This is a genomic window from Actinacidiphila sp. bgisy145 (assembly GCF_057708125.1).
The window spans coordinates 1-11743 of the sequence record NZ_JBYIRL010000016.1; the positions used below are offsets into that span (position 1 = coordinate 1).

10 protein-coding genes are annotated in these 11743 nt (G+C 72.6%); 4 read left to right on the forward strand and 6 right to left on the reverse strand.

The annotated features are described in order from the left end of the window. Positions 1 to 137: 137 nt before the first annotated feature. The gene (locus AC3ERT_RS16340) at positions 138 to 305 is read left to right on the forward strand and encodes a hypothetical protein (protein ID WP_335979337.1); all 168 of its coding nucleotides are present in this window, start codon (positions 138 to 140) and stop codon (positions 303 to 305) included. Positions 306 to 350: 45 nt separating this feature from the next. On the opposite strand, the gene tpg is transcribed toward AC3ERT_RS16340, so the two are convergent. The 3 genes from tpg to tap form a co-directional block, all read right to left on the reverse strand. Beyond that, entirely contained in the window at positions 351 to 908 is a 558-nt protein-coding gene (gene tpg, locus AC3ERT_RS16345; protein WP_435137923.1) for a telomere-protecting terminal protein Tpg, read from the reverse strand. A gap of 291 nt (positions 909 to 1199) precedes the next feature. Then, positions 1200 to 1736 carry a hypothetical protein gene (locus AC3ERT_RS16350; RefSeq protein WP_435174960.1) on the reverse strand — a complete coding sequence of 179 codons (537 nt, stop codon included), beginning with the start codon at positions 1734 to 1736 and terminating at the stop codon, positions 1200 to 1202. 588 nt (positions 1737 to 2324) lie between these two features. After that, entirely contained in the window at positions 2325 to 4511 is a 2187-nt protein-coding gene (tap, locus tag AC3ERT_RS16355; protein WP_435174963.1) for a telomere-associated protein Tap, read from the reverse strand. A 258-nt stretch (positions 4512 to 4769) separates the two neighbouring features. On the opposite strand from tap, the gene AC3ERT_RS16360 reads away from it, so the two are divergent. Beyond that, the gene (locus AC3ERT_RS16360; RefSeq protein WP_335979330.1) at positions 4770 to 5033 is read left to right on the forward strand and encodes a hypothetical protein; all 264 of its coding nucleotides are present in this window, start codon (positions 4770 to 4772) and stop codon (positions 5031 to 5033) included. Positions 5034 to 5072: 39 nt separating this feature from the next. Here the strand turns inward: AC3ERT_RS16360 and AC3ERT_RS16365 are convergent, their stop codons facing one another. Next, positions 5073 to 5864 carry a hypothetical protein gene (locus tag AC3ERT_RS16365; protein WP_435174966.1) on the reverse strand — a complete coding sequence of 264 codons (792 nt, stop codon included), beginning with the start codon at positions 5862 to 5864 and terminating at the stop codon, positions 5073 to 5075. 547 nt (positions 5865 to 6411) lie between these two features. On the opposite strand from AC3ERT_RS16365, the gene AC3ERT_RS16370 reads away from it, so the two are divergent. Next, positions 6412 to 7326, forward strand: coding sequence for a phosphotransferase (locus AC3ERT_RS16370; RefSeq protein ID WP_435174969.1), 915 nt, complete (start codon positions 6412 to 6414; stop codon positions 7324 to 7326). Positions 7327 to 7687: 361 nt separating this feature from the next. Here the strand turns inward: AC3ERT_RS16370 and AC3ERT_RS16375 are convergent, their stop codons facing one another. After that, positions 7688 to 8116 carry an SRPBCC family protein gene (locus AC3ERT_RS16375; RefSeq protein WP_435174971.1) on the reverse strand — a complete coding sequence of 143 codons (429 nt, stop codon included), beginning with the start codon at positions 8114 to 8116 and terminating at the stop codon, positions 7688 to 7690. 212 nt (positions 8117 to 8328) lie between these two features. Between AC3ERT_RS16375 and AC3ERT_RS16380 the strand changes: the two genes are divergently transcribed. Beyond that, positions 8329 to 9399, forward strand: a complete 1071-nt coding sequence (locus AC3ERT_RS16380) for an alpha/beta fold hydrolase (RefSeq protein ID WP_435174973.1) — start codon at positions 8329 to 8331, stop codon at positions 9397 to 9399. Positions 9400 to 10033: 634 nt separating this feature from the next. Here AC3ERT_RS16380 and AC3ERT_RS16385 read toward each other — a convergent pair. Next, a complete protein-coding gene (locus tag AC3ERT_RS16385) occupies positions 10034 to 11659 on the reverse strand; it encodes a tannase/feruloyl esterase family alpha/beta hydrolase (protein WP_435174975.1) in 1626 nt (541 codons plus the stop codon). Positions 11660 to 11743 lie beyond the last annotated feature (84 nt).

Sequence of the window (11743 nt, forward strand, 5' to 3'; positions counted from 1 at the left end):
ACGGATCCCCGAGTTCACCCTCCAGGACCCCTCCACGGTGGCCTGGGGCGGCACCCAGGCCCGCGGCCCGAAGACCCTCCCCCTGCGGATCGGCTAGGACGCTGCGCCGGACATCCAGCAGCAAACCCGAACTCAACATGGCATGGAGTCAGGACCGGTTCAGCATCGGGCAGTGGCTCCGGCAGAACAAAGTGCCTCTCTACCAGCAGATGAGGCCGCTGCTCGACGCCTACGCCGAGCAGCTCAGCCGGGGCATCGACATGGAGAACTCAAACGGCCAGCTCACACGCTCACTGGCCAAATGAAGCGCTCAGACACACCCGTAACTTCGCCGTCGAGGTCGGGGCAGGTCAGAAGTCCAGCTCGATGTAGTCGATGTCGGTGAACTCCACCTCCAAGCCCTCGGCGCGGCGGCCGCGGTCCTTGAAGTAGATCTCCTGAAGGCCTTCGGCGGCGATGCGCCGGAACTGCTCCTCGGTCGCGCCGGCGGCCTGCGCGTCGAACAGGCGGGCGGCGTAGGCGGGAGGCAGGTGCTGGGTGATACGGCGCATCCGGGAGTCGTCGGTGCTGCCGGGCGCGGCGGTGTAGCCGAAGCGGGCGCGGGTCTCGATCACGATCCCCCCACGGGAGGCGGCATGTTTCTTCGCGCGCCGCCGGACACGGGGCTGCCACTCGCGCCGCACCTCGCGCTCCAGACGGGCCGCCAGGTCCTTGCGGGGACGGCGCAAGGTGCCCTTGACATAGCGCTCCACCGTGCGCTGGGTGGTCCCCAGGCGGGCCGCGACGGCCGCCGTGGAACCCTTCTCCACCTTGACCAGGAAACGCATCCGGGCCTGCGCGGTCTTCGGGATGGGGCGGGTCGCGGTGTTCGCCGCCGCGCGCTGGAGTGCGTCGTCGATCTCCCCCACGGTCACGCTCCTCGCCGGACGGTACAGGCAGCCCGAGCGGCGCCGCCGTACGCCCCGACACCACAACCGGCGAGGCCGGGGCCGACACCGGGGCCGGGGCCGGTCAGGCGCATGCGCAGGTGCTCGCGATACCGGATGCTGCGGCGCTGGTCACCCACGCCTACTCGCCCCCGTCCACGGCATCCTGTAGGTTCGCCCCGCCAGTGTCATGACGGACCGCGGTGACCTGCTGCTTGTGATGCTGTCTCATCAGATGTCCCGCGGCTTCCGTCTCAGTTCGGTGGCATTTCCTCACGCGGCTTCGCCTTGCTGGGCTTCGTCGGGCTTCCAGGTCTGGTCGAACCAGGTGATGAAGTTCTTCACGGTCCCGATGCGGGCGATTCTCTCGTGGATGGCGCGCTGGTCGTGGCCGGGGAGGAAGTCGCCGCGGCTGATGGGTTTGCCGCATCCGCAGTTGCACTCGCGGTTGCCCAGGGGGGAGTCGAAGTAGGTGATGGGGTTCTGCTGAGCGCCATTGGGGGCCGGCTTGCCGACGTAGTGGTCATGGACGGGGTGCCCGGGGCCGAGGATGCGGCCTTCGAAGGCCCGCCGCCCGCCAGGGACGTCGACGATCTGGTCGATCTCCATGGCCTGGCGGATGGTCCCGCCGCCGTTGACGACCGCGAACCGCTCTCGTTCGACGCGTGATCCGGGCATGACCCAGACGCCGCGGGCGATGTCGTGGAGTTGCTGGTCGGTCAGCCCGTCGCTCCAGCCGATCTGCGAGCGCTGGAGGGGGTCGCTGTTCGGGTCCACGTTCTTCTGCCTGCCGAGGGTGATCTGAATCATCGCGCCTCCCTGCGAGGCCGCCTCGGGGTGGGTTGGAGATGCCGAGGCGGCCTGCTCAGGATAGACCAGCCATCCCCGTTATAACGGGGTATTGCTGGCTTGAGATTCAGGGACCAACCCGTTCTTCCCCGGGCGGCGGCCGGGCAGGTCGTGCCGTCGGCCCAGGTAGCTGATCATTCCGAGGGAGAAGCCGGTCTCCTCTGCGAGTTCGCGGCAGGTGCGTCCGGCAGCGCGTTGGTCGCGGAGCCAGTCGAGATCGGATCCTACGAGCTCATCCACCTCAGCCTCGCCGAGATCAGACGCCTGATCCACCGCGTCACCAACCGCCGGCCCACACCCGTCGAGCACGTCTTGCACTGGTCGATCTGGCGCCGGAGACGACAACACCAAGCCCGCACCAGCCACTACAAACGACGAGGCGTTACTCCACTCCCAGCAAAGCCGAGTTTCGTGCCCACAGGTAGTGGAACGGGGAAATCGGAGAGAGGGAGACCAGCACGCAGCGGACCGCCTGGGCATCTCAGCCTCGCGTCATAAGTGCTATTCAGAGGTCGTCGTTCGCGAGAACATGACGCGGATTCTGAGTACCTACACGTCGCCGTCCTTGATGTGGCGGGCGGGGTTGTGCTGGTCCTCCATCAACTCCACCGCCCAGAACAGCGGCTGCGTCCCCTCGTGCTTGACCATGCCCGGCGAGACCCCGAGCCGGAACGTGCCCGCAGCGGGCTTGCCCGCCGCGTCGTAGGGCAGGACATCCAGCGGCGAAGGACCCGACGAGGGATAGACGACGCAGTCCGACAGCACCGCCACCGGCAGCAACGCATCCTCACCGAACACCACGGAGCCGCTCGGGGCAGGGCCGGACTGCGTGGCGAGCGCGGTCCTGACCAGCTTGCGGTGCATGTTCACCCGCGCCGCCGAGATCACCGCGGCACGGATGTCCGGGCGCCACGTCGCACGCTCCAGCGCCGGCCACCGCTCACCAGGGCGGTACCTCGCACCCTGCGGGCGTTCACGCAGCTTCCCGATGCCGCCCTTCACTGTCGACTTGATCGCGGACAACACCGCCACCAGGCCCGGATCACCCGCCTTGTGGCCGGCCATCGCGTCCAGGAACTGCTGCGGCGACAAGTCGGAGGTCACCCCGAGGTCGGCCATCGTCGCCTTGTACGCCTCGGCCAGACGCTTGTACCAGGGGTCCAGATACGGGCCCGCCTCCCGCCGTAGGTACGCCTCGACCGGACGCACCTCCACCGGCAGCCCGAACTGGCTGATCAGCTCGGCCGCGTACGCCACCGTCGGAGTGGCATACCAGGCCGGGCCCTCCGGCCGACGGCCGTGCGGCGTGAACGGGCTGGGCAGGCGGGGGTCGATCTCGATCCCGGACAGGTCCACCAGCCACGACCCGGGCACCTGCTTGTCGAACCGCGGCGCCCTCACATGCTCCGGCCCGCTCAGCCCGACCACCAGACGGTTCGCGGCCGCGAGGAACGCGGTGTTCACATCGACACCGACGACGTGCTGCCTCGCGCACTCCGCGTCGGTGAGCAACCCCGTGTCGCGGACCCAGTCGAACGCCTCCTCGTCGAGCACCTCGTCAGGGGTCCGCTCATGGTGACGGGCGAACAACGCGCTGACGACGGGGTGTTCGTCGGGCGCCTCCGGCGGCGCCGGGTCGACCGCCGCAGTGAGCGAACCGGGCACCGGCCCGGACACCCACGTACCGGTACTGCCGTCCTCCACCGCCCGCGTCGGCGGCCGCAGCGCCGTCATCAGCTCCAGCCCCGCCACCGCAGTGGAGCCGCGCGGAGTCAGCACGCGGGCGGCGTAGACGGACAGCACCCGCGCGAGTTCCGCCGGCGGCAGATCGCCCGCGCTCCCCCAGGCACGCGTATCCAGCGCGCCCCACGGCAGCACGGCGAGTTGCACGCACTGCCGCTGCTGCCCCAGCGCCGGGCGGTAGACCCGAGCCCACGGCCCGAAGCCCCGCCTGGTCAGCTGCCACTTCGCCCGGGCGATCTGCCGGACGACCTTGTGGTCCTCCGGCAGCCGCATCGCCCGCCGGTCCGCCAAGTGGTCCGGCAACCCCAACCGTTCGGCGGCCGCCGCGGTGAGCACGATCAGTGGGTCGAAGTCCTTTCCCGACCGGTGCAGCCGCCCTGCCCCGAGTCGGGCGTCGGCGAGGGTCCAGGCCACCAGCTCCGGCACCGTGGCGGCCGGGCACTCCAGCACCAGGCCGCCCGTGCAGTACAGGGAGCCGTCACCGTCCAACACACCGAGCGGACCATGCGCGAACCGCGCATCCCCCGGGCCCGGCGGAAGAGAAGCAGGGGCAGGGGCGGGAGCGGGAGCAGGAGCGGCAACGGGCTCCGACACGCCGCCCACAGCCGACGCCGACGCCACCGGGGCCGGGGCCGGGGGCTCCTGGGGCTTTGGAGTCTCCGAAGTCTGCGGAGTGACGGGCGGTCCGGCGGGTGTCGCCGGCGCCGCCGCAGGCACCGGCCGATCCCCCGGGGCCGGGGCGGGGAAACGCTGCGCGAGACCTTCCAGGAGCCGGGCGTAGGCGGCGCGCTGCGGCGGCCGCGGCTCACGCTGCCCCGCCTCCCAGCTACCGACCGCCTCACGACGGGTGCCCAGCGCGTGAGCGACCTGGGCCTGGCTCAGGCCCGCGGCTTCGCGTAGCCGCCTGCGCTCCACCGGAGACGGCAACTCATCGGCAGGCACCTGCTCCAGCAGCGCGTCGACCGCTCCGAACAGCTCGTTTTCCGTGGGCACAAGCTCACCTCCACCCGCACCCTACTCCACGTCACACATCCAATCGCTCTTCAACCACGCACCAGCGGTCGAGTTTTCAGGTCCCCGTCGACGGCTCGCGGCGCCGCCTGCCCAACCGCTTCGCACGCGGCACAGGGCGCCAGGCCACAGCCGTACCGGCAACCGGCAACCGGCGGCGGGAACCGGACACGGCCGGTGGATGTCGTTCACTGCATCCACCGTGCCGATCGAAGCGAGGGACAGATGAGGCAAGGACGTGTGACGAGATACCTGGCCGCCGCCGCGTTGGTGCTCATCGCGCTGCCGGCCGCCGCGGGGTGCGCCAGCGAAAAGCGTGGTACGGGAGACTCACCCGTGGCCAACCACCGCGGTGAGGACAGCCCCGCGAACGTCACCAACTTCCCCGACCAGTTCGCCAACATCGCCACCAAGTGCGTTGCCGGCGCACCCGGGTTCCGCGCGTTCGTCACCACCCGCGACGCCGCACCGGTCATCATGGCCGACCCCACCTGCAAGGGCTGAACGGCACACCCGCCCTCGCCGCCGGGCACCTCCCGCACGCTATCCGGCGTCCGCCCCCGTAGGACGGTCCGGGGAGGTGTCACCCTCGGCCGGGCCCGGGGCCGGATGCCGCGCAGCAGGGGCGGCCCCTTCCACCGCAGCCGCCGTCAGGACGGGGAGCGTGGACGGGTCGAACGGGGGCGCCTCGCCGACGGGCGGAGCGGAGACGGTGACGCCCCGGGCCCGGGCCGTGGCGGTGAAGCTCTCCACCACTCCGGGGCTCGCCAGCAGGAAAGCGGTCGGGTAGAGGCTCGCCGACAGGGAGCGGCTCCGACCGAAACGGCCCCGGTGGACGATCTCGCCCGGCACCAGCACCTCCGCGAAGGCCCCGCCGCCGCGCTGCACCTGGGACATCACCAGGCCGGTCAGTGCCTCCGCGGCGCGGCCGAGCACCCACTCGCGGCCCGGCACACCCCACAGCGCGCCGCGGATGCCGTCCAGCGCCGTGTCGATGAACTCCCGTGTCAGCAGGCGGTATCCGCCCACCATCCGGATCTCGGTGACCTTCTCCCACGGCACGCTCTCACCGTCGAAACCCACGCTCTGCGGAGCGAGATGGATCGCGCCCAGCCGGTCCAGCAACCGCAGCGGCCGTGCCACAGCCGACGGGACCCGCGGGTGCGCCCCCAGCAGCCGGCTCAGCGAGATCTCCCACGGCTGCGTGACCGGCGCCTGCGGCGCTCCGAGGCGGGCCACCGCGTCCATCACCCAGTCACCGCCCGCCGCGGCCTGCGCGCGAGCCGCGTCCGCGGTCGAGGCGGCCTGCGTCCTGACCGTGGCAGCCGCCGCCACCGCCTGCGTCCTGCCGGTTCCGGCCGCGGCACGCCCGGCAGCGAGCGAACGGCCCGCGGCCCCCCGGCCCGCGGCAAGCGCACGGGTAGCGGCACTGCGCGCGGAGGCAACGGGCGCCGGGGCGGAAGCGGAGGCCGGGGCGGGAGCAGGCGGAGCGGCCTCGTCCCCGGCGGCAGGCCCCGCCGCGCCCTCCACGCCGGCGGCACGGTCGGACCCGGCGCCCGACCCAGCGTCGGAACCGGTGCCGGTTCCGGGAACCTCGCCCGGCACGGGCCCCGCCGCCGCGCCGTTCACCCGGCTCGTCACCGCGCCGCCAATGCCGCGCACCCGGTCACGTAGTGCCATGTCCCCTCCCGTGGGCCCCCACCCGCACCACGCACACGCGCGGCACACACCGCATCACCCTAAACGCCGCCACCGCACCGGCCGACACGGACAACGGCTCCGGGGCGCGGTGGCGGAGGGCGATGGGGGGCAGGACTCAAGCCGCCGCGATTCGGCGGGGGTCGGCGCGTCTCCGCTGTCCGCGGCAGTAACGTGTGGGCCTGTGAACGACAGCGCGACCGAGGTCGACGAACTCCTCCTGCGCCAGCTGCTGCGCGAGCAGCATCCGGACCTCGCCGGGCTGCCCCTGCGGGAGGTGGCCGGCGGCTGGGGCAACCAGATGTGGCGCCTCGGGGAGGAGTTGGCGATCCGGGTGCAGCGGATGGACGCCGGTCCCGACCTCCAGCTCAAGGAACGCCGCTGGCTGCCCGCCCTCGCCCCGCGCCTGCCGCTTCCGGTCCCCGTACCGGTACGCGACGGCGCGCCGACCGAGCACTTCGCCAAGATCTGGACCGTCATGACCTGGGTCGCGGGCACGCCACTCGACCACGGCGCCCTCACCCGCACCGAGCACGCGGCCGGCACACTCGCCGCCTTCCTCGCCGCGCTGCACGACGAAGCGCCCGCCGACGCACCCGGTGCCTCGGACTTCGGCGCGCACCCCAGGGACTGCGCCGCCGGCTTCGACAACTTCCTGCACGCCGTGGACCTCGGCCACCTCGCCGACGCCGAGGGCCGCATCCGGGCCGTGTGGGACGACGCGGTCACCGCTCCCCCGTGGCAGGGACCACCCGTGTGGGTGCACGGCGACCTCCACCCCGCCAACGTCGTGACCGCCGAGGGCACCCTGACCGGCGTCATCGACTTCGGCGCCCTGCACGCCGGCGACCCGGCGTGGGACCTCGCGGCCGCATGGGTCCTGCTGCCCCCAGGCGGCGCCCCGCACTTCTTCGCCGCCTACCCGCCCATCGATGAGGCCACCATGCGACGCGCGCGCGGGCTCGCCGCCATGAAGGGCCTCTTCCTCCTCCTCATGGGCCAGAACGGAGACCGCGGCCTCCCCGGCGGCAAACCCCACTGGGCCCCCGCGGGCCGCGCCGCACTCACACGTGTTCTCCAGGACACACCCGGGTGCTGAACACCTGGGCGGGGGCCGCGACTCACACCTTCCAGCGGCCGGGTCCGCCCGCGGCGGGCCTGTAGCGCACGAGACGGCCGCTACGCAGACAGGAGCGCAGGCAGGCGGTGAGGGGAGCCCGCGGTTCTAGGCGGCGGACGGCGTGCCGCAACTCCGCCACCAACGCAGCACGTTCAGCATGGACGACGACGGCGGACTCGATGCCGCCCGCGCGGTCCGCGACGTCAAGCCGCCCGCCCGGAAACGCGATTCGGCCGCGGTAGGCGGCCTCGGCGGGCCCGTCGAGCACCGGATCGGCAGCCGGGGCGGGCGGCCGGGAGCGGGTACCACCAGGCCGCCCCGCGATCGGGCGGCGCAACGCTCAGGCGGCTTGCAGCGGCCGCCCAAAGGACTTGCGCAGGCTGCCGGGCGCGGCCAGCGGCAGCATCGCGGCCAGCATCCTGCCCTTGACGGTGGCCGGCCGCCGGACGAGTTCGACGTCCACGCGGGTGCCGGTGCCCTCGGGGGTCAGGGTGAAGGTCCAGCCGCCGCCGGCGCCGAAGAGCTTGGAGTCGAGCGTGGTGACGGTGACGGTGTCGCCGCCGGGCTGCCAGTCGTAGCGGGCCCGCTCCCACGCCGCGGAGGTGCCTTCGGTGACCTCGGCCCAGTTCTCGCCGCGGTCGTGGACGACGAAGTGCTCGGCGTCGATGGTGGGCCACGCGGCGGGGCGGTCGGGGCCGAAGTCCGTCAGGACGCCGAGGACGGCGGACGGGCTGAGCGTGGAGACGAGGTGGAACCGGACGACGGCCATGGCGGGATTTCCTTCACCCAAGAAGTAACTTCTCTGACAGGTGACGATCCTGTCATTCGCATGCGTCACCAGTCAAGCTGGTGACGTATAGAGTAGGTGTTCCGGCGTGGCCGCCGCACGCACCGTCAACTGACTGACGCGGCCCGCGGCGCCGCCCGCCACACACCGGCCGCACGGACGGCCACCGCACTCACGGGACGCAGAGGTCGCACATGATCGACAGGCGTACTTTCGGCAAGGCGTTCGGGCTCGGCACGGGCGCGGCGGCCGTGACCCTGGCGGGCCTGCCGGGCACCGCGCACGCCGCGGGCGGTACCGGCCACGGCGCGGGGCACACCGCCGCCCCCACCGTGCCCCCGATCACCCCCGGCACCCACACCACCTTCCCCGCGCTCCATCAGGTCAAGGCGGGCCTGCTGGACGTCGGCTACGCCGAACTCGGCCCCTCCCACGGCCCGGTGGTGGTGCTGCTGCACGGCTGGCCGTACGACATCCACAGCTACGTCGACGTCGCACCGGCCCTGGCCGCTCTCGGCTACCGGGTCCTCGTGCCCTACCTGCGCGGCCACGGCACCACCACGTTCCTGTCCGGCCGCACCCCCCGCACCGCCGAGCAGTCCGCGGTGGCGCTGGACGTCCTGGCGTTCATGGACGCCCTGCGCATCGACCAAGCCGTCCTCGCCGGGTTCGACTGGGGCTCACGCACCGCCGACATCATCGCCGCCCTGTGGCCCGAGCGCGTCAAGGCGCTGGTGTCCACCAGCGGCTACGTCATCACCGACGTCGAGGCGCAGAAGACCCCGGCCGCGGCCGCCGTCGAGCACAACTGGTGGTACCAGTGGTACTTCTCGACCGACCGGGGCAAGCAGGCCATGGAGGACCCGGAGCAGTGCAAGGCGCTGTGCCGCCTGGTCTGGCAGATCGTCTCCCCGAACTGGGCGTTCGACGACGCCACCTTCGAGCGGACCGCGCAGGCGTTCACCAACCCCGACTACGCCGCCATCGTCCTGTTCAACTACCGCTGGCGGATCGGGCTGCTGGAGACCGGCGCCCGCTACGCCCCCTACGAGAAGCAGCTCGCCACCGCGCCGAAGATCGGCGTGCCGACCATCACCCTCGACCCGGCGCTGGACCCCTTCACCCCGGCGGGCGACGGCGCGAACTACCGCCACTACTTCACCGGCCCCTACGACCACCGCACCATCCAGAACATCGGGCACAACCTCCCGCAGGAGGCGCCCGCGGTCTTCGCCCAGGCGGTCGTGGACGCCGACCACCTCTGAGAAGGCCCCGGCGGCGGGAGTCGGCTGGGACTCCCGCCGCCGGTCCCCCCGCGGGAGTGCGTCGACGGCCTTCGCCGGGCCGGCCCGCAGGTGCGGCGCCCGGTCCGGTCCGCCGACGGCGAAGGCGAACGCGAACGCGAAGGCGAAGGCGACAACGGGCAGTTCGCGGCTGGAGACGGCGTCGCGCCGGGGAAGGAGATGCCGCCGCCCCGGCTCGCGCTCCGGGGCCGCCTCGGGCGGTGGACGCGGGCGCGGCGGTGCCTCACCGCGGGCGGGTGCGCTGCTTTGCGGCCCCCGGGTGCGGCGCAGCCGGATGCCGTGGGCGGGTCGGCGGCGGGCGCGTTCGAAGGGAAAGGCGGCCGGGTGGGTCGCGGCGCGCTCGTACAGGGTGTCGGCCTCGGCGGGATCGGTGGCGGCCATGGCCGGCCGCGGACTGACTCAGGTCACCCGGCCCGTCCGCCTCCTGGGGCGGGCGGGCCGCGCCGGCGGGCGTACTGCGTGGCTGGAGGCCGCCTGACGGGGGGCGCGGGTGCCCGCGGGCGGAGACGTCCCGGCCCGCGCCGGTGGGGCGCGGGCCGGGACGTCCGGTGGGGCGGGGGTCTTCCTGGGGTGGTGGAGGTCGCCGGCTGCGCGGTCAGTGCCGGTGGGACGGGTCGACGCAGTGGAAGCCGGCGGCGGTGGCCGGGTCGCTGTGGCCGTCGTAGCGGCTGACCTGGGGATAGGTGCACAGGTTGCGGGTGACGGACTGCCCGGCGGCGTTGGTGAGAGTGGCGGGCAGGGTCTTGGGCGCCTTGCCGTGCTCGACCCAGGCGGTCACCGCGGCGAGGCCGTCGGTGGTGCCGTCGATGCCGTTGAGTCCGCAGTGGCTGGTGCCGGGTGCGAGGAAGAGGCGGTAGAAGTCGCCGGTCTTCGCCGCGCCGCCGGTCTTCTGCTGGACCTGGTGGAGGTACTGCACGGTGCCCTGCGCGGGGATGTACTGGTCGGCCTCGCCCTGCCAGGTCAGCAGCTTGCCGCCGGCGTCGCGGAAGGCGGTCAGGTCGGGGTCGTCGGTGCCGATCACCTGGTCGTACTCGGCCTCGGACTGCCGGAAGAGCTGGGTGAACCGGCTGTAGGTGATGGTGGACAGGTCCAGGGAGGGGTCCTTCGCCACCCACAGCTGGACCCAGGCGGCGGGCACCTGGAAGGGCGCGCCCTTGACGTTGCCGTCGGCGTCGGGCGCGGTGACACCGGCCAGGCCGCTGATGTCGGCGCCGATCGGGGTGCCGGCCCACAGCTTCCGGCCGGACGTGGTGCGCGGGCCGTCCCAGATCTTGCGGACGACGGTGGCGTCGGCGGCGGTGACGGTCAGCTCCTTGCCGTCGCACGCGACGGTGGTGCCGATCAGCGTGCGGGGGTCGAAGTCGCAGCGGTCGGGGTCCTCGACCAGGCCGTCCTGGACGCCGTCCAGCTTGTCGCAGGCCTTGACCGCGGCCGAGGTGAAGGCGTTGAACTCGCAGGCGGTCGGGTAGGTCTTCTCGTTGTTCATGACGACCTGCGGCCACAGGGTGGCGACTTCGAACTCGTCCCAGTTGACGGCTGGCGCGTCGGCCACGATGCCGTCGTAGTCGTCCGGGTAGCGCTGGGCCTCCATGTAGCCCTCGCGCCCGCCGGTGGAGCAGCCGGTGAAGTAGGAGTAGGCCGGGCCCTTGCCGTAGACGCCGTTGACGACTTCCTTGCCGACGACCGACGCCTCGTGCTGGGAGCGGGAGGCGAAGTTCTCCAGCAGGGCGGTGTTGACCTGGCCCTTGCTGTTCAGCGCCCAGCTGGTGTCGAGGGCGTCGCCGACGCCGGCGTCGGTGCTGACGGCGGCGTAGCCGCTCTTGACGGCGTTGGCCAGGCCGACGCCGTTGTCACCGGCGAGGAAGGCGCTGCCGCCCAGGCCCTGGAAGCGGCCGTTCCAGCCGGTGGCGGGCAGCCAGGTCTGCACGGTGGCGTGGTCGCCCTGGCCGGGGTGGGTGAGGGTGACTGTGACCTGGCAGTAGGCGGGGACGTCCGTGGCGGTGCCGCCGAGGACGCCGGTGCCCTGGACGGTGCCGCCGGCCCAGCTGACCGCGGTCACGGACTCGACCCTGGTGCCCGAGGGGGCCTTCACCGACGGTGCGGTGCAGCTGAACGCGGCGGGGACGGTGCTGTGCCGGGGCGTGGCCGACGCCGTCGGCAGGTACACGCCCGCCGCGGCCAGGGGTACGCCGGCCGCGAGGAGGGTCAGGAGTCGTTTCAAGGGTTTCTCCAAACAGTGAGTGTGCACCTGGGTGTGCGGCCCGGGGCCGTCTTCGCCGAAGACCGATCAGACCGTATCACCGCT

Bases quoted from the DNA above. Each gene is read 5' to 3' on its own strand.
- AC3ERT_RS16350 (WP_435174960.1), bottom strand. From the start codon at position 1,736: ATGATTCAGATCACCCTCGGCAGGCAGAAGAACGTGGACCCGAACAGC.
- AC3ERT_RS16375 (WP_435174971.1), bottom strand. From the start codon at position 8,116: ATGGCCGTCGTCCGGTTCCACCTCGTCTCCACGCTCAGCCCGTCCGCC.
- AC3ERT_RS16340 (WP_335979337.1), top strand. From the start codon at position 138: ATGGCATGGAGTCAGGACCGGTTCAGCATCGGGCAGTGGCTCCGGCAG.
- AC3ERT_RS16380 (WP_435174973.1), top strand. From the start codon at position 8,329: ATGATCGACAGGCGTACTTTCGGCAAGGCGTTCGGGCTCGGCACGGGC.